Source organism: Flavobacterium johnsoniae UW101, assembly GCF_000016645.1.
GTDB lineage: Bacteria > Bacteroidota > Bacteroidia > Flavobacteriales > Flavobacteriaceae > Flavobacterium > Flavobacterium johnsoniae.
The window spans coordinates 4,197,300-4,217,731 of record NC_009441.1 but is presented as its reverse complement, the minus strand read 5'-3'; the positions used below and the strand labels follow the sequence as shown (position 1 = coordinate 4,217,731).

12 protein-coding genes are annotated in these 20,432 nt (G+C 32.5%); all 12 read left to right on the top strand.

The window, feature by feature from the left end:
- The first annotated feature begins 274 nt into the window (after window positions 1-274).
- Window positions 275-1,681, top strand: a complete 1,407-nt coding sequence (locus FJOH_RS18270) for a hypothetical protein (RefSeq protein ID WP_012025514.1) — start codon at window positions 275-277, stop codon at window positions 1,679-1,681.
- 189 nt (window positions 1,682-1,870) lie between these two features.
- Entirely contained in the window at window positions 1,871-4,252 is a 2,382-nt protein-coding gene (locus tag FJOH_RS18265; RefSeq protein ID WP_012025513.1) for an nSTAND3 domain-containing NTPase, read from the top strand.
- A gap of 283 nt (window positions 4,253-4,535) precedes the next feature.
- Window positions 4,536-5,228, top strand: a complete 693-nt coding sequence (locus FJOH_RS18260; RefSeq protein ID WP_012025512.1) for a hypothetical protein — start codon at window positions 4,536-4,538, stop codon at window positions 5,226-5,228.
- A 480-nt stretch (window positions 5,229-5,708) separates the two neighbouring features.
- The gene (gene corA / locus FJOH_RS18255; RefSeq protein ID WP_012025511.1) at window positions 5,709-6,782 is read left to right on the top strand and encodes a magnesium/cobalt transporter CorA; all 1,074 of its coding nucleotides are present in this window, start codon (window positions 5,709-5,711) and stop codon (window positions 6,780-6,782) included.
- Window positions 6,783-6,849: 67 nt separating this feature from the next.
- Window positions 6,850-8,943, top strand: coding sequence for a phosphate acetyltransferase (gene pta / locus FJOH_RS18250; protein WP_012025510.1), 2,094 nt, complete (start codon window positions 6,850-6,852; stop codon window positions 8,941-8,943).
- Between the two features lie 153 nt (window positions 8,944-9,096).
- Window positions 9,097-10,281, top strand: a complete 1,185-nt coding sequence (locus FJOH_RS18245) for an acetate/propionate family kinase (RefSeq protein WP_012025509.1) — start codon at window positions 9,097-9,099, stop codon at window positions 10,279-10,281.
- 23 nt (window positions 10,282-10,304) lie between these two features.
- Window positions 10,305-10,730, top strand: coding sequence for a DUF3995 domain-containing protein (locus FJOH_RS18240; RefSeq protein WP_012025508.1), 426 nt, complete (start codon window positions 10,305-10,307; stop codon window positions 10,728-10,730).
- A gap of 68 nt (window positions 10,731-10,798) precedes the next feature.
- Window positions 10,799-13,543 carry a helix-turn-helix and ligand-binding sensor domain-containing protein gene (locus FJOH_RS18235; RefSeq protein WP_044048365.1) on the top strand — a complete coding sequence of 915 codons (2,745 nt, stop codon included), beginning with the start codon at window positions 10,799-10,801 and terminating at the stop codon, window positions 13,541-13,543.
- A 244-nt stretch (window positions 13,544-13,787) separates the two neighbouring features.
- On the top strand, window positions 13,788-16,790 hold the full coding sequence (locus FJOH_RS18230; protein WP_012025506.1) for a SusC/RagA family TonB-linked outer membrane protein: 3,003 nt from the start codon (window positions 13,788-13,790) through the stop codon (window positions 16,788-16,790).
- 4 nt (window positions 16,791-16,794) lie between these two features.
- Complete coding sequence (locus FJOH_RS18225; protein ID WP_012025505.1) at window positions 16,795-18,258, top strand: RagB/SusD family nutrient uptake outer membrane protein; 1,464 nt, start codon at window positions 16,795-16,797, stop codon at window positions 18,256-18,258.
- A 75-nt stretch (window positions 18,259-18,333) separates the two neighbouring features.
- Window positions 18,334-19,707, top strand: coding sequence for a glucoamylase family protein (locus FJOH_RS18220; RefSeq protein WP_012025504.1), 1,374 nt, complete (start codon window positions 18,334-18,336; stop codon window positions 19,705-19,707).
- A 6-nt stretch (window positions 19,708-19,713) separates the two neighbouring features.
- Window positions 19,714-20,427, top strand: coding sequence for a carboxylesterase family protein (locus FJOH_RS18215; protein WP_012025503.1), 714 nt, complete (start codon window positions 19,714-19,716; stop codon window positions 20,425-20,427).
- The last annotated feature ends 5 nt before the right edge of the window (window positions 20,428-20,432 follow it).

Sequence of the window (20,432 nt, the reverse complement as noted above, 5' to 3'; positions counted from 1 at the left end):
TTTAAATATTCATCTTATACCGCGACATATTGATCTCACGCTCCTGAGGATAAGAGGTGCTATTTGTTTTGCTGACATTCTCGCGGAGTTCTATTTCAGATTATGCATAAGGTCATTCTGATGCGCATATCTTGCATCCATGATAAGAGGAATTTCGAAATTTTATTTATATTTTACAGCATCCTAAAATCAATTCAATAGTTAAGCGAGTGAATATAAATGATTAATTAATAAGGTAATTTTTTTAAGTATTGTACTCTATCATCATCAGTTTATGGAAAAATATGTAAATATAAAAGAAGAGCCGATTGAAGTTAATTTAACTGCCATAATGGATTTTCTTGCTGAATTCAAAAATAATAAGAATGGAAAAATATTTTCAAAATATGAGACTATCAATAGTCTTGATATTGAGTTTTGTAATACAGAAAAGGGGCTTGAGTACAAAACCTCTTCTCTAAAAAAAATAGATCAGAAAATTGAATATATCGGTTTTGGTATGCTTGACGCTTTTGAAATTTTAATTGGCGATACAAGATTCCAATTACCTAAAGGAGCAAAGTCTGCAAGATTTAAGCTTTCAGAATTTAAAATGAGTGGGAAGATAAAAGAAATTGAATCTAATCTCTCAGACAGCAAAGGTTACTACCGGGCATTACTCTCAATTGACGGCTTCACAAAAATTCCCAGTAATTATTTTTGGACAAAATCGTTCAAAATAAAACAGAATATAAGAGCTGCAGGATACTTGGAAATAAGTGTAGGTAATTACAGTTTGGGCTTTTTTGATTATCGGATAGACAATGAGAATTTTTTAATTCTTGAATGCCACAATGAAGTAAGCAGGTATGAATTTGAAAAATTGCTTGAAAGTACTTTATATTCTTTTGCATTGATAAGCGGATGTTTGGTCAAGGACGCCCAATATATTTTGAAATTTCAGAATCCTGATTTCGGTAAAGTTGAAGGTTTTTCATTTAAAAAAAACAATGAAAGCGTTATCACAAATAAAGAACTTTATAATTATAGGGAATTTAAGGCTTATTGTGGAACCGATAGACTGTTTTTCTTTCCAAAAAAAATATTTTCGAATTTAGTGCAGTTATGTCGTAATGATGACATTTTACTTCGTGCAGTAAGAATTATTTGCCAGTCAAGAAATCTTTCGGTAGAAATTGAAGCGGCATCTATTTTTGTGGCATTAGAAACGGTAAAAGGAATTGTCATAAAGGAAAATAGCGAAAAAATTGCCCCTTTCAAGGATTCAAAATTTGCAGACCAGATATTAAGCGAGTTTAAGCTTAAAATTGATTCTCTTGAGGATAGCAATTTCAACAGCAAAAAGTCCATCATAAATAAATTAGACAGCCTAAATCAAGTCGGAAACAACGAAAGCTTCAAGCTGGCTTTTGAATTGGTAGGATTTAAATTAAGCAAAAATGACTTGAAATGCATAAGCATGAGAAACCGTTTTCTGCACGGCAATATGCCTTACGATGACAAAAATGAAGAAATAAGAATGAAAGAGCTTACCAAAATTAGTCTTAGCGCACATTTTCTTACTTGTTGCCTAATCCTGAAATACGCAGGCTTTGATGGCGTAGTTAAAAATTTTCTTAAATATCTGGATTTAACAAATTGCATTGATGAAGTGAATGAAGAATTGTTTCGGTATATTTAAGCAGGATAATTTCATAATGATTAATTAAAATAAATATCTTTGAAAGACTTTCCAATTTAATTTGTTATAAAGACAGGTGTTGATTTTTATCCATGAATGTTATGACTGCGATACAGATTTAAGGGGACTTTATAATAAAGATTTTCAGCCCTGAGATTATATAAAAATGCACTGTTAAAAAATATTATAATGTCGAATTACGATTTCTCTACTTTAAACCCGATTGATTTTGAAAAGCTGGTTTGCGATCTGCTCAATGTGAGTATTAAATCACCAACAGGCTCGATGTTTAGAAGCTTTAAAGAAGGAAAAGACGCTGGAGTGGATCTTTTGCGTTCAACTCCAAATAATGATATTGAAGTGGTGGTGCAAGTCAAGCATTTTCATAAAAGTTCATTTTCATCATTGAGAAGAGAACTGAAAGCAGAATTGGAAAAAGTCCAAAAACTGAAACCCAAAAAGTATATTGTTGTTACATCGCTCGCCTTGAGCATGCATAACAAAAAGGAAATTAAGGATATTTTTACTCCGTTTATAGCAAGTCTGGATGATATTTTTGGGGTGGATGATCTGAATGATATTCTCAGAATAAACAAACAGATTGAGGAAAGACATTTTAAGTTATGGTTTTCAAGTTCACTTGCAATTCAAAAATTAACTGAGTACAAGTATGCAGGAAGGAACAACGAATTTTCCGAAAATGGAATGAAAAAAAAGCTGAGGCTCTTTGTAAGTACAAAGGAGTTAAGACAGGCAATACAGATGCTCCAACGAAATAAATTTCTGATTATAACCGGTGAGCCTGGAGTCGGAAAAACAACGCTTTCTGAGATTATTATTTACAAACATCTTTCCTTGGATTATCAGCTGACGGTTATTTATGATGATATCAAAGAGATAGAAGGAATCTTAAGGGACGATGACAGCAAGCAGATTTTTTACTTTGATGATTTTCTGGGACATACCCAGGCTGAAATACTAAAATCAAAATCTGCAGAAACATCATTGCTGAAAATATTATCGAGGTTTGAAACGTCCGAAAACAAGTATTTAATTTTAAATACACGAAAATTTATACTAAATACCTTTTTGGATGAATCTGAGCGATTTAGAAATTTCAATCCCTTGCGGAGTGAAAGTAAGATAGAACTGCTTTCTTATTCCTACGGAGCAAAACGCCGTATGCTTGACAATCATATTGCGGAGTCAGAGTTGAATTTTGAACAAATTGAAGTGCTGCGAAACTTGTCATTTTTTATTTGCCAACACCGAAATTTTTCTCCACGGCATCTGGAGTTTTATACTGATAACCGCCTTGTTGGTGAATTTAGTGGTTCCAATTTCAAAACATTTGTGATCGATAATTTGTCAAATCCCAAAAAAATATGGGAGCATGCCTATATGAATCAAATCACCGATATGGAAAGGTTTTTATTAAACACGCTTTACTCTCTAGGTTCCAATGCATCAAAAGAGTTATTACAACTTGCTTTTTCATCCAGATTAAATTACGAAGTGAAGACAAATAATTATTTCAAGCCAATCGATCCATTTAATAATAGTGTTCGAAAACTAAATGATGGTTTTATTGTCAGCTTTAATCTTGGCGAAATTTCAGATTTTTCCTTTATTAATCCTTCATTAGAAGACTTTCTTAAATTTTTTATTGAAAACAATAAGTCTGAGTATGAACGTATCTTGTTATCATCAATAGATATAGCGCAATGGTTCGTTTTTTTTAAGCCGTTCAATGATAATTTAATAGAAAGTAATTTACTTGATCATTTTAATATTTCCTTTTCTGAAAACGCTGTTACTGACATAGATTTATTCAAAAGTGCTATTTTTTTAATTTCTCTAGATAAAAAAAATTATCTACAGATCAGTAGAATTTTAAAAAAGATTAAAAATTGGGAAGAAATTGTGCAGGATCCGTTTATTAGTGCTAATTCGTTCCCATTTTTAAAGGAGTGTATTAAAAATAAAATATTAATATATACGGTAGCAAAACTCGATTTTCAGTTTTTTTTAAATCTTATTTTAAGCTGTGGGACACTGGAAGAAATTTACCAGTTGATTCATTTATTTAAAAATCATTTTGAGTTGAATTTTATCCAGAATTTTGACCGAAATGCAAATTGCTATGGTAGATATAAAGTTTTGGTTGCCGAAGTAATTTTACTATGTATTAGACTTTTAGAGCAGGAAGTGGAGGCAAAGTATCAATTGCTTTATAAAAATGTTTATCATGATGGGCATGTAGATATATTAGAACAGTTGGAGGAATATACTAAATTTTTTAGAGATTTTGTAAGCGAGCAAATAGTTGTTGGTTTTGACTTTTTATATAAACAAGATTGGAATGTAGTGGCAGAACAAAATTATCTAAATCAGCTCTCCAGTGGTAGAGAGTTTGAAACAGAGCAAGATTTTGCTGATGATTATCAGCAAATGGACTATTATGAAGATGAAGATTATGATTACGATTTTGAAACTGAAAAAATATCTGCTGAAGAATGGCTTGTGAAGATTCCGGTAAGAGAAATTGAACCCGATGACCTTCCCTTTTAATTAAGATATAATTGATTTATAGCAAAATTAATCATATGAGATCTAATAATGGTTACTGAAAAAAATATTTAACATTACATGAATAAATTATAATTACAGTTAAAAGGTATGTATTAATTCAAAGAAAAACTATCTAAACCATTTAGAAACGTATAAATTTATTATTTATATTTGAAAATAAACAAACTCTGTCTTTTCAAATAAATGTCAACCCAATTAAGGTTTGATATGTCGGATTTAATCAGTAGCAAATTCAAATTAGCTGTTATTTTAATGTTCATCAATGCCAAATTTAGTTTCATACATAGATGCTTCAGAATATTATCACCCTGATATTAGGAGATATTATGATTTCGAGAAAATTGCTATTGGCGAAAATGATTATCAGTTATATCATTTTGAGGGTAATGGAGTGCATCTGTATTTATTAACTGATATAAATGGAATAGATCTAGCAATCATGCGATTAATCGAGATCGAATTACATGGAAACAAATATTATCAAATTTCTAAATCATTTTCGGTAATTGCTCAAAAAGGGCATGGCGAAACACTATATAACTTGTGTTTTAATCTCCATAAGGGTTATTTGGTTTCTGATTGCATCAACACGCTTCCAGGATCATATAATTTGTGGAAGAAGATTTTAAGAAAAAACAGTGGTATTGCTGTTCGATATGATTCAAAAAACAATCGAAAGTTCGAGATTGATTTAGAAGATGAATCTCTAATTTGGGGAGTTCCTGATAATTTTCGTGATATCATTTTGGAAACACCATGGGAAGCAGTAATATTTGAAAATGAATATGATGATCTAGATTATGGCGAGGATGATGAATTTTTTGAGAGCTCATTCGTAGATTATCTATCAGAAAATGACAAAATTGAACGAACTCTATTATCAGATTATATAGTAGAAGCACTGAAAAAGAAAAGGAAGATAAAAGATCGAAGTGAGATTTTAATTTTGGTATAATATGACAGCTTACCGTATGTCTAATAAATTGGAGGCGTTTATTGAAATTGTCTTTTTGTATATTTCGCTTAAGGCCTAAATATTCTAGCAATAAGTTTTAATTGTGGACCTTAGAAGTAAAATGAGCAGATAAATTTTTCATTTATTTGTTAAGTTTTTTTCTGTCCAATCTACTTTTACTTAACTAGAAAATAGATTTATTTTGTATCATATTTGTACCATGACCTCGTTAAGTCCTGTTATATCTACGTTGTTATTTTTGAAGAAGTAAAATAATTACTAGTATTAATTAGTACAAAGTATTAAGATAGAAAACCGAGTCAGAAATGACTCGGTTTTTTTGTTTAACTTAATATAAAAGTTGTAAAAAGATTACTTTTTTAAGTCATTCTATCTTTTTAAATCTTTCTGAGCAAACTGACAATTGTCATTTCTCATTCAGATTCTTTTTCGTAATATTACTATTGTAAATTTTTTTGAATGAGAAAGATCAAATACAAAAAGGGACGCAAGCTGCAGCATATTACATTAGAGTATACAGGTTCGCATAAAGAGCATGAAACCGAAATGCAGCTTTTCGTATATGATGATGCAGATGTTGTTGAGTATGATAAGTTTACGGTTTTAGCTTTGAATTCTTGTTTTGACTACACTAAAAATAATTGGTTAAATGTTCATGGTTTAAATGATATTAACTTACTTAAAACAATTGGCACGCATTTTAAGTTTGATGATTTTCTTTTAGCCGATATTTTAAACACAACCAAAAGAACCAAGTTAGAAGAACAGCAAAACGTTTTATTTTTTAATATAAAATCGCTCCTGCCTTCTGAATATTCAGATAATATAAGCGTTGAACAGATTAGTTTTATTCTGAAAGAAGGAATACTAATTTCGTTTCAGGAAAAACGAAGCGATTTCTTTACCCATATACGCGAACGACTTCGTACACATGCAGGAATTGTAAGGACAAAAAAAGTAGATTATCTCTTGTATTTACTTTTAGATGCCGTTATGGAAAACTTCTATATTACACTCGAAGATGAAGAAGATAAAATAGAAGAATTAATCAATTTGACTAAAAAAGATGCAAAGCCTGTTATTTTAGAAAAAATTGAAAATCACCGTGATAATTTAAACTTCTTAAAGCGTTCTATAATTCCACTTAGAGATTCATTGTATTATCTCAAAACGATTAAAGACGATGATGAAAACAACGGCTTAATTCAAAGAGAGACATTTAATTTCTTTGTCAGGCTGCATCAAAAGAGTTTAGAACTTTTAGAACAGATAGAATCGGATATGAGCGCATTGGAAAGTGCTTCTAATTTTTATTTTTCGGAACAAAGCCGAAAAATGAATGAAATTATGAAAACACTGACTATAATTTCAGCCATATTTATTCCGCTGACCTTTATTGTTGGAGTGTACGGAATGAACTTTGAAAACATGCCCGAACTTAAAACCCAAAACGGCTATTTTGTGGTTATGGGAATCATGTTTTTATTGGTAATAGCCCTAATCGTTTATTTCAAAAAACGACGTTGGTTTTAACGTTTGTTGCAACTGTTGAACGATTTGATTTGTGTAAATTTGTTATTTAGAATAAATATAAATAATTATGAGTAAAGCAATATATATAGCCACTAGTGATTACAACAGTGGTAAATCAATTATCACGCTCGGCTTAATGAGTATCTTGATTGGTAAAACGGCTAAAGTGGGTTATTTTAGGCCTATAATCGAAGATTTTGTTGATGGTGAGGTTGATAATCATATCGAAACCGTTTTGTCTTATTTTAACCTTGATATTGATTTTGAAGATGCCTATGCAATTACAAAAAGCAAATTGATCAAAAAGAAAAACAAAGGAAAAATAGGCGAGGTTCTGGATCTTATTATTGAAAAATACAAAAAGCTAGAAGAACGCTTTGATTTTGTTTTGGTTGAAGGAACGAGTTTTACAGGCGAAGGAACTTCGATCGAATTGGATTTAAATGTTTTAATTGCTAAGAATCTGGGAATTCCAACCATAATTGTAGGTTCAGGAGTTGGTAAAACTTTAGAAGAACTTTTAGACAGTTTGTACTTAGTTTATGATTCTTTCAAAGTAAAAGAAGTAGAAGTCCTGTCAGTTTTTGCAAATAAAGTACAGCCGGAAAATATTGAATTGGTTACAAAAAGTCTGCAGAAGACTTTACCTTCAAATGTTTTAATCAATACAATTCCGCTTATTTCGAGTTTGAATAACCCAACCATGCAGGAAATTGTAAACGAATTGAACGCCAAAGTTTTGTTTGGAGAAAACTATCTGAATAATGAAATTGGACATTACAGCGTTGGAGCGATGCAGCTTCATAATTATCTGGTTCATTTACACGATAATGCTCTCGTGATTACTCCGGGAGACCGTTCTGATATTATTTTAGGAGCTTTACAAGCCAATGAATCGGCTAATTATCCCACTATTTCGGGAATTATCTTAACCGGCAATATTGTTCCTGAGGAAAGCATTTTAAAACTCATTGAAGGACTTTCTGCAATTGTTCCTATTATTGCTGTTGATGGCGGTACTTATCATATTACAAATAAAATAGGATCGATTAAATCTGAGATTTATGCCAACAACACGCATAAAATTGAAACCTCAATAACTACTTTTGAGAAATACGTTAATAACGACGCTTTATCTGAAAGATTAATCACTTTCCAGGCAGAAGGCATGACGCCGAAAATGTTTCAATACAACATGGTTAAAAGGGCTAAACAGCACAGAAAACATATTGTTCTGCCAGAAGGAAATGATGACAGGATTATTACTGCAGCATCAAGATTATTAGATATGGATGTGGTCGATATTTCGATTATTGGAGATAAAAAACAAATTGAAAACAAAGTGGTAGAACTAGGCATCACTTTAGATTTTTCAAAAGTAAACATCATCAACCCAATAGAATCTGAAATGTATGAAGATTATGCTAATACTTATTACGAACTTAGAAAAGCTAAAAACGTAAGTATTACAATGGCAAGGGATTTAATGGAAGACGTTTCGTATTTTGGAACCATGATGGTGTACAAAGGCCATGCAGACGGAATGGTTTCGGGTGCAGCACATACAACGCAGCATACCATTTTACCGGCATTGCAATTCATTAAAACCAAACCAAATTCATCCGTAGTTTCTTCTGTATTTTTTATGTGTTTAGAAGACCGTGTTTCTGTTTTTGGAGATTGTGCCATCAATCCAAACCCAACTGCAGAACAATTGGCAGAAATCGCTATTTCTTCTGCAGAATCAAGTTTGGCATTCGGAATTGAACCAAAAATAGCTATGCTTTCATATTCTTCGGGATCATCAGGAAAAGGAGATGAGGTAGACAAAGTAAGAACTGCTACAGCAATTGTAAAAGAAAAAAGACCAGATTTAAAAATTGAAGGTCCAATTCAGTACGATGCAGCAGTTGATTTAAGTGTTGGAAAAAGTAAAATGCCGGATTCAGAAGTGGCAGGACAAGCAAGCGTATTGATTTTCCCTGATTTAAATACCGGAAACAATACCTACAAAGCTGTTCAAAGAGAAACCGGAGCTTTAGCAATTGGACCAATGTTACAAGGCTTGAATAAACCTGTAAACGATTTAAGCCGCGGCTGTACGGTTGATGATATTATTAATACAGTCGTAATTACAGCAATTCAGGCACAGGGAATGTAAATAATTGTGAATTGTTAATGGTAAATTATGAATTATACTTTGCCTTAAAATTGCTTTTATTTCAATTTGAATTCGTTACATTAAAAATATAAAATAAAAAGTGCTGAGTCTTAAAAAATTAGAAACTTAGCATCTTAGAACCTTAAAAAAGAAATGAAAATACTAATTATAAACTCAGGAAGTTCTTCAATTAAATATCAATTAATGGTTATGCCGGCAAATGAAGTAATTTGTTCAGGCATGATTGACAGAATTGGTTTAGAAACATCGAATATTACTTTTAAAACAGTTTCAAATTCATTTGAAGAAATACTACCGGTTCCAACTCACAAAGTAGGATTGCAAAAAGTAGCCGATATGCTTCTGGATGCAGAAACGGGAGTAATTAAAACCACATCAGAAATTACCGCAGTAGGGCATAGAGTAGTTCACGGAGGAAGTTATTTTTCGAACACAACAGTTATTACCGAAGAAGTAAAAGAAAAAATTAAAGAACTTTCAGAACTGGCTCCTCTTCACAATCCGGCGCATTTAGTTGGAATAAACGTTGCCGAAGAAATTTTTGCTTCTGCAAAACAAGTAGCCGTTTTTGATACCGCTTTTCATCAGACAATTCCGGTTGAAGCTCATAAATATGCTATTCCTAATTTTCTTTTAACAGAACATAAAGTTCGAGTTTACGGCTTTCATGGAACAAGTCATAAATATGTTTCAGAAAAGGCAATTAATTATTTAGAAAAAGGCTCTAAAATTATTACTATTCATTTAGGAAACGGCTGTAGTATGACAGCTGTAAAAGACGGAAAAAGCATCGATACTACTATGGGGTTTTCACCAGCAAATGGTTTAGTTATGGGAACCCGTGCAGGAGATATAGATCAGTCGGTTATTTTTTATATGGTAAAAAGTTTAGGCTATACACCAGATGAAGTCAATTCTATTTTATTAAAACAAAGCGGAATGCTTGGTCTTACAGGATATAGCGATCTTCGTGATATTGAATCTAAAGCATCAGAAGGAAATAAAGACTGTCAGCTGGCATTATTAATGAATGCTTACAGAATTAGAAAAACAATTGGTTCTTATGCCGCAGCTTTAAACGGATTAGATGCTATAGTTTTTACAGCTGGTATTGGAGAAAATTCTTCGTTTATGCGTAATTTAATCTGTACAGATATGGATTATTTTGGAATTGAAATCGACAAAGAAAAGAATCAAATTCGTTCTAAAGAATTACGAGAAATTAATACTCCAAATTCTATTGTAAAAATTCTGGTAGTGCCAACAGACGAAGAATTTGAAATTGCAAATCAGGTTTATCAATTATTAGAGAATTAATCTCTTAAAAATAAACTTTAACAATGGCAAAAATCATTGCAGTACTACTATTTTTTGTATTTCTTTTTCTTTCATTAATCCATGTTTATTGGGCTTTTGGAGGAAAATGGGGAACTGAAGGTGTTTATCCAACATCTGATACACAAACTCCTCCAAAAAATCCAGGAATAGTGCCTACATTGATAGTTACTGTTGGTTTGTTTGGTTTTGGTGTTTTTTATTTAATAAAAGTCAGAATCGTTTCTGCAGTATTGCCGCTTTGGCTGGAAAAATATGGTCTTTGGATTTTAATGACAATATTTACTGTAAGAGCAATCGGAGATTTCAAATATCTTGGGTTTTTCAAAAAAATAAAAAATACCAAATTCGGACAGAATGATACACATTATTTTGCTCCTTTATGCCTCATAATCGGTATTCTAACTTTGCTGATTGCTGTTACGGGCTAAATCTCATCTTGTTTTTAAAGCTGAAAATTAAATATTTGTGATTATCTTTGGATTTAAATCCGAATATCTTGAAATCGATACTTTTAAAATCAGTTTTCTTCTTTTTCATTGGTTTTCAAATCCAAGCACAAGAATTACTTCCTTTCGTAGAAAATTACAATAAATCAGATTATCAGGGCGACAATCAAATATGGAATGTTGCTCAGGGTAAAGATAAAGCGATGTATTTTGCCAATAATCACTATCTTCTTAGATATGATGGTGTTGTTTGGGAGAAATACTCACTTCCTAATAAAACCATTATTCGTTCGATATTAATTGAAGGTGATCGAATTTACTCCGGTTCTTATAAAGAATTTGGATATTGGTACCGCGAAAACGGAAAAATGCATTATGTTTCAATTACAAAAAACCTGCGCTTGTTTGATGAAAAAGATAATGAAGAAATCTGGAAAATTTTTAGATTCAATGGTTCACTCTATTTTCAGTCTTTTAACGATGTTTTTATTTATAATGGAAAACACATCAAAAAAATCAAGTTTCCATTCTTAATTTCCTATTGTTTTGTAGTAGACAATAATGTTTACGTGGCTTCTGTAGACAAAGGCCTCTTTAAAATGGATGGGTCAAAGATTTCAAATCCAAAAGGATGGGATATTTTAAAAAACACAGTTGTTCACGCAATCGAGAAATACAAAAACCAGACTTATATTTTTACGCAGAAGAAAGGAATCTATTTAGTCGAAAAAAATGGTTTAAAACCGTGGGATAATCCATTAAACGAAACTTTTAAGTCAAATGGAATTAATGTAGCGAAATTTATTAAAAACAATAAACTTGTCGTAGGTACAGGAAATAAAGGTGTTTTTATTTATGATTTCAATACAAATACCTTTAAAAATATTGATCGAAATAATGTTTTGATGAACAATTCTGTCCTAAGCATTGGTTTTGACAAAGAAGAAGATTTATGGCTGGGACTTGATAATGGAATTGCTCATGTCGAAATTAATTCGCCTATTTCCTTTTTTTATGACAATTCTGGTATTTTAGGATCTGTATATTCTGTAGCAACTATAGATAAAGGATACTTAATTGCTTCTAATCACGGAATTTTTGAATTCGATTCAGGAAATTTTAAAATGATGCCCGGTACACAAGGCCAAGGCTGGAATATTACTAAAATAGGAGAGAAATATATCATTGGTCATAATGACGGAACTTTTTGCTACGAAAAAGGAGCGCTCACTAAAATAAACAACATTAGCGGCGGTTGGAATTTATCTAAAAGCATGATAAATGAAACTTATTTTCAATCGACTTACAGCGGTGTTCTAGTATATAATGATGTTTCAAAGCTTACACAGAGCATAAAAATTAATGATCTTTCAAAACCCATAAAATATGTTGCCCAAAATAAAAAAAATGAAATCTGGGCAGCCGATAATTACCGGGGTTTATACAGAGTTCTTTTTGATGATAATTTTAAAACCCAAAAAGTTGAGAATATCACACAGCAGAGTAAAATCGCAAATGATTTTGGTGTCAAAATTTTCGAATTTAGAGATGAAATACTTTTTCTAATTAATAATGTTTGGTACACGTTTAATTCTATTTCTAATAAATTAGAAGAAAATGAATTATTCAATACCAATTTTAAAAACATTACTGATGTTGTAGCAATCGATAAAGATCATTTCATAGTGCTTCAGGAAGGTATTTTGTATCATATTTATTCTCATGACAACAAGTTTGTCTGGAATATGATTCAGGAGAAATATTATAAAGGAAAGTTGATTAATGAAAATCTGAGAATTTTTAGAAGCCACAATCATTATTTAATGAATCTTGATGACGGTTTTATTTCACTTCAGCTGGGGTATGAAAATAAACAAAACAAAGGAGTAAAAGTTGAAGCTTATAATGAAAAAGAATTATTGCCAAATGAAGGTAAGATAAAACACAACACAGAACTTCGTGTAAATGTAATCTCCGGAATTTATGGTGCCAGTAAACCCAATTTGTTTTATCAAATTAATAAAGGGAAGAATTACATTCCTATTTCAAATGGTGCAATTGTTTTAAACAACTTAAGCAGCGGATCGCATTCTATTGTGATTTTTAAAAATGACGGGGCTAATTATGATAAAGTTTCCAGTTTTGATTTTAAAGTTGCTCAGCCTTGGTATTTTTCTTTTTGGATGATTTTCCTTTATCTGTTAGTAATAGGAGCAGTGTTATTTTTCTATTACAAATGGAATAAACTTCGTTATACCCAAAAATTAAAATTACAAGCCGAAGAATTAAAGCATCAGCGTGAAATTCTTGAAATGGAGCTGAAAAAAGAAAATGAATTAAATATTCAGGAATATGAAAAACACATTCTTGAACTTGAACTGCAAAGTAAATCTTCTGAAGTTGCAGGAAAATCTCTGTCTATTGCAAAACAAAGTGAAATGATCGAGAATATTCAAAATATTCTGGATTCTGAAAAAGATTTCAATAAACTTAAAAGTGAAATCAAAAAAGCAATTAAGATAAATGAAGTAAATAAACACGAATGGGAAATATTTGAAACCAACTTAAATCAAATCCATAATGAGTTTATCATAAATTTATCTAAAAAGTATCCTCAATTAACTCCAAAGGATATCAAACTATGTGTTTATTTAAAAATGAATCTTTCTTCAAAAGAAATTGCACCTATGATGAACATCTCATTTAGAGGTGTAGAACTGCATAGATATCGCCTTAGAAAGAAGCTAAACCTGACTCAGGACGAAAACCTGTCGAAGTTTTTATTAACTCTGTAAGATTTGATTTTATTTTTTAAAGATTTTATATTTTTAATCATCAATTTTTACATAATTCTAATACATCATTACTACATCATAACGTTATGTTAATGAATTTTCTTTAACATTTATTGTGTTGATAATCATTGTAATAACTTTGTTTTTTAACACAATGATGTAGCTGTGTAGTAGTGGTATTTGATGTACTACAACGTTGTAATTGCTTAATTTGGCTCTACTAACTTAAACGATTACAAACTGTATGAAAAATTTTATTTTTAGCTTATTTGTGCTCTTAATGCTTCCAGCATATATGTCTGGGCAGGCACAAGCGATTAAAGGAAAAGTAGTTGACAGCAGCGGAATGGGGATTCCGGGAGCAATCATTGCTTCATCTGACGCTAGAGCAACTGCTGATGCAGATTTCGACGGAAACTTTACAATTAATGCAAAACCAGGAGACATTTTAAAAATCTCTATGTTAGGCTTTGATTCAGTTTCTGTACCGGCAACTGCCGCACCAATGACAATTACTTTAAAAGAAGCAGGTGATACTGCCTTAAAAGAAGTTGTAGTAATTGGATACGGTACAAGAAAAAAAATTGACAATACTTCTGCTGTAAGTTCTCTAAAATCAGAGGAAATTACAAAAATGAAGGTGTCAAATGCAACTCAGGCTATTCAGGGGAAAGCAGCCGGGGTTCAAGTAACTTCTTCTAATACGCCTGGAGGAACACCTTCAGTAATTATCAGGGGGGTTGGTACAGCATTAGGAGGAAGAAACCCTTTATATGTTGTGGATGGAATGCCAACTGACAACATCAATAACATTAACACAAATGATATTACTTCTTATGAAGTTCTAAAAGATGCCTCTGCACTTGCTATTTATGGTACTAGAGGTGCGAATGGTGTGATCATGATTACTACAAAAGCTGGTAAAGGTAAAATGACTATTGATTTTGATAGTTATAGTGGTTTTAAATCTGCTTTGAAAAAGGTGAAAATGGCTAATAGTGAGGAGTTTGCTCGTTATAGTAATGCCGCTTTTAACGATCCGGCTAAATTTTCTTTGAATCAGCCAATTAATACAAATTGGTATGATGAAATTACGCGCACAGGAACTTATTCAGAAAACAATCTCGCATTGTCTGGTTCATCAGAAAGTATTAAATACTTTTTAAGTGCAGGAAACTACCAAGAAAAAGGAATTTTGAATGGAACAGATTATTCTCGTACAACTATTAGAAGTAACAACGAGTATAAAATTTCTGAAAGACTTAAATTAAGCCAGAATTTTAGTGTGAGCTCAATAAAAAACACACCAAAACCATTATCTGCATTTACAACAGCTTACAGACAATCGCCAATCGTACCAGTGCGTTATGCTGATGGTAAATATGGTGTTCCTTTTGTAAATAATGGAGTTGCTGCAGAAACAGGTTCTCAATTTAATTCAGTTGGAAATCCAGTAAGTGCTATCGATTATAATAATGAAAAACAGCAAACTGTTATTTTACAAGGAGGTTTAAAATTAGATTTTGATATTACAAAATCATTAAAATTCACTTCCCAATTTAACGGAGAGTTTTATACTTATAAGCAATATAACTATGTTGACAATCTAGCTATTTGGTTAGCTGCAGACCCAAACAGAGTTGTAGATGCATACGATCCAAAAAGTAATATCAATACCTTAACAAGAAATAGAGATCAATATTTCAACTGGAACTTATCTAACTATTTTACTTATAATAAAGTGTTTGCTGAAATTCACGATGTTGAGGTGACTGCGGGTATTGAGGCAAACGTTATTGGTACAAGAGAAAAACTTGGTATTACTAGAAAAAATGTCGAAGCTAATTCTAATTACTGGGCATTAGACGGCGTTCCTTATGCTGCAAATGTTGTTGGTTATACAGATGTAGCATTAAATCAGCAAAAATTATCATCATATTTTGCACGTTTCCAATACAAATTAATGGACAGATATTTGTTTACAGGAACAGTAAGACGCGACGGATCTTCACAGTTTTCTGAAGGTAACCGTTGGGGAACTTTCCCATCATTTGGTGCTGGATGGATTGTAACGAAAGAAAATTTCTTAAGCAATGTAAAAGGTCTTGATTTATTAAAGATTAGAGGTTCTTGGGGTAGATTAGGAAATCAGAAAGTGCCTTTGAACAATCAGACTTTTACTTCAGGTTTAAATTATGGACCAGATTCAGGTTCAGGAATTACTGTTGACTCAGCTGTAGATCCAAATTTATCATGGGAAATTGTTGAAGAACTTTCAGCAGGTTTTGACATTGAAATGTTTAACAATAGATTAAAAGGATCTTTTGATGTTTATGATAAAAACACAACAAATGCCATTTTATATGTTTTACCATATTCAACTTCAGGACTTACTCAAAGAACTGCTACTCACGTAGGAGAGGTTTCAAACAAAGGTTATGAAATTGCTCTTCGTTGGGATGACAAAATCAATGATAATTTAAGTTACTGGGTTGGAGGTAATTTCTCTCACAACAAAAATAAATTAGCTAGTTTGAACAATCCTTCAATTGCTCCAATTGTAGCAGGAAATTTAGGGAACGGTCAGAATACTAAAATACTTGATATTACATCTGTTGGACAGCCAATAGGAAGTTTTTACATGTACGAATATGCAGGAATAGATCCAACAAATGGACAAATGTTATACTACAATGCAAGTGGTAATAAAGTTGCTCAAGGCGCTTTAAATGAAGTTAATGATAAAAAATATGTTGGTTCAGTTTTACCTACAGCAAACTACGGTGTAACATTAGGTTTAACATATAAAGCTATTGATTTTTCTGTTGACGGATATGGTACAGGAGGAGCAAAAGTCTACAATGGTAAAAAAGCACAGCGTTTTTCTGGAGAAAATGTAGAGGCTTCTTTAACTCGTGATTTCTGGACTCCAACAAACACAACAGCTTCAAATCCGGCTCCATTTAACCAAGTTCCTGTTGCTTCAACTTATTACTTAGAATCAGCTGACTTTTTTAGAATTAATAACATTACAGTTGGATACAAACTTCCTTTAAATGAAAATGGATTTATCAACTACTGTAGAATTTATGTAAATGCTGTAAATCCATTTATTACTCAAAAATTCTCAGGGTTTTCACCGGAAGCATTGGGAGACGGAGAATTAGTTACAGGTACTCAGGGAGTTGAGTTAGATGCTTACCCATCATTGAGATCATTTGTTATTGGAGCTAATTTAAAATTTTAATATTATGAAAAGAATATATATATCATTGTTTATACTTGCTGGACTCTTTTCGGGATGTTCAGATGATTTTTTAGATGTTGATCAGACGGATAAAATTCCTGTTGATGTAGAATATCTAAATACTGATAGTAAAGCTGCAGAATTGGTTACCTCTATTTACAACCAGTTTTTATCTTGGGAAATGTCATCTTTTGGATGGAATGGGGTAACAAGTATTATTTCTGATGATGCAGATAAAGGTTCTGACCCAGGGGATACTGGTGCAGATAAGGATGTATTGGATGCATTAACTTACAATGCTTCAACTCCATCATTTGAAAGTGTTTGGAAAGCAAATTATGCCGGAATCAATAGATGTAATCAGGCATTAACGTATCTGCCGCAATTAGACAAAGTAACTCCTGCATTGAGAAATAGATTAATTGGCGAAGCAAAATTCATGAGAGCTTTCATGTACTTTACTTTAGTAAAAGGGTATGGTGCAGTCCCAATTGTTGACCGTTTAGCTAATATACCGTTAACACCAGAAGATAAAGAAATGCAGTTAACTCGTAGACCTGTCTCTGATGTTTATGCTTTTATTGAAAAAGATTTAGCAGAAGCTGCTGAGGCGTTACCAGAAAAAAGCACTTATTCAGGAAATGACAAACAAAGAGTTTCAAAAGGTTCGGCTTATGCATTATTAGCAAAAGTAAATTTATACTTGAAAAACTGGCAGGCTGTAATTGATAATTGTGATAAAGTAATAGGCTATTCATTAGTTGCGGATTATTCTTCACAATTTAAATTAGAAGGTGAATTTGGTTCAGAATCAATTTTTGAAATCAACGGTGTTGGTTCACCAACTTCTGATCAAAAATTAGGAATTGGTAACTATACTGTATCTCAGGCACCAAGAGGTGCTGGAGGATGGGGCTGGGGTTTCAACACACCAACTCAAGGCCTTGCTAATGCTTACGAGCCAGGTGATGTTAGAAAAAATGCTACAATTATCTTTAGAGGTTCAGTTTTATATGATGGAAGAGTTGTGGCTTCAACAGTAACAAATCCGATGTACAACTACAAAGCATACTCATCAGATTTTTACAATCTTGAATTTACAGATACAAACCTAAGATATTTAAGATATGCTGAAGTTTTATTAATGAAAGCAGAAGCTCTTAATGAATTGGGGCAGACAAGTGCAGCAGTTCCGTTCTTAAACCAAGTAAGACACAGAGCTAATTTAGGTGATACCCCTGCAGTTTCGCAAGCAGATGTTAGAACCGCAATCTGGAAAGAAAGAAGGGTAGAACTTGCTTTTGAACATGACAGATGGTTTGATCTTGTTAGAACAGGTCAGGCGCAGGCAGCTATGGCGGCAGATGGAAAAACATTTGTGGTTGGAAAACATGAATTATGGCCTATACCAACATTTTTCATTAGAGAATCAGTGGGATATTCAACTCAAAACCCAGGCGGTTATTAATCAAAATCTTATATCACTTTCTCCAGAATCATCCTGGAGGAAGTGATTATTTATTACAATCTCAAAATCTTTATAATGATTAGAATTTCAGTTTTATTTTTAGCTTTTGCTTTTTTTAGTTGTGGATCGAATGATAAGTCGAAAGAAAATGCACAGGAAAATACCTCTGGCGTTACAGCATTAACAGACGAACAGCTTTTAGACGCTGTTCAAAAACAAACTTTTAAATACTTCTGGGATTATGCAGAACCAAATTCTGGATTAGCCAGAGAGCGTTACCATCCAGACGGAAATTATCCTGAAAATGATTCAAATATCGTTACAACAGGAGGTTCAGGTTTTGGATTAATGGCTCTTGTATCAGGAATGTCTCAAGGATATATTACTAAAGAGCAAGGTGTAGAACGTCTTAATAAAATTGCAGATTTTTTAGGCAAAGCAGATCGTTTTCACGGAGCATGGTCACATTGGATTGACGGAAATACAGGAAAAGTAAAACCTTTTGGAACCAAGGATAATGGCGGCGATTTAGTCGAAACTTCATTTTTGGTTGCAGGAATGATTACAGTTCGTGAATATCTTAAAGATGGTTCTGAAAAAGAAAAAGCTGTAGCACAAAAATTTGATGCACTTTGGAAAGGTGTTGACTGGCAATGGTATACAAACAACAAAAATGTGTTGTACTGGCACTGGTCACCAAACTACGCATGGCAGATGAATTTTCCTCTTCAAGGATATAACGAATGTCTGATCACTTACGTAATGGCAGCATCTTCACCAACTCATACAATCGATGCAAAGGCATATCATGAAGGATGGGCGAGAAGCGGAGGCATAGTTTCTTCAAAAACAAAATACAATATTCCGCTTATTTTAAAGCACAATGGTGCTGAAGAATTTGGAGGTCCGTTATTCTGGGCACATTATTCTTATGTAGGTTTAGATCCAAATCAGTTAACAGATAAATATGCAAACTACTGGGATTTAAATGTAAACCAAACCAAAATCAATTATCAGTTTTGCGTTCAAAATCCAAATAAAAATGCAGGTTATGGACCAGATTATTGGGGTTTAACAGCATCATATTCAAGAAACCCTGATGGTTCTATTGGATATAATGCACACATGCCGAGCAACGATCAAGGTGTGATTTCACCTACTGCAGCAATCAGTTCAATCGTGTACACACCAAAAGAATCGATGGCTTTAATCAGAAACTTATATGATAATCATAAAGATGAAACATGGGGAGATGCAGGTTTTTATGATGCACTGAGTTTAGGAAACAAATGGGCTGCAAAACGTTATCTGGCAATTGATCAAGGTCCTGAGGTGGTTATGATTGAAAATTACAGAACAGGTTTATTATGGAAATTATTCATGAATGCACCTGAAGTAAAACAAGGATTAACAAAACTTGGATTCAAATCTGGTAAATACGGAATTTAAGCTTCTATGAAAAATACATTAGCATTTTTATTTCTGTTACTTTCTATCGTTGTTTTTGGGCAGACCGAAACAACAGGGAAAATCAATACAGTTATAATGTCTAAATATGAGCTTGGTTATGTTTTGCATAAACCGGCAAATACAAAAGAAAAAAAGCCTCTAATAGTTTTTATTTCTGGAGATGGAGAAAAAGGAACAGACCTTGAAAAAGTAAAAGTTCATGGTCCGTTAAAATATTTAAAAACGCATCAATTAGACGCCTATGTTCTGGCTCCGCAATGTAAGGAAGATGAGAACTGGGATATAGAATCGATTTATCAGCTGATTTTAAAAATTCAGAAAGAAAATAAAATCGATTCAGACAGAATATATGTTACTGGTTTGAGCTCAGGAGGCTGGGCTTCTTGGAATTTGGCTTTTGCACATCCGGATCTATTTGCAGCAAACGTACCTGTCGCTGGCTTTGTAGATTTAATTCAGTTAGAACACGCTTGTGAAATAGCCAATATTCCTACCAGAATTTTCCACGGATTATTAGATGATGTGGTAAACGTGAATTATGCAATCACGATTTACAAAGAATTGAAAAAGTGTAATGCAAAAGACGTAAAGCTTACCATTTTTGATGATGCAAATCATGACAGCTGGACGAAAGTATATGATAATCAGGAAATCTATGACTGGATGTTCCAGCAGAAAAAAACAAATACAAACAAATAAATAAA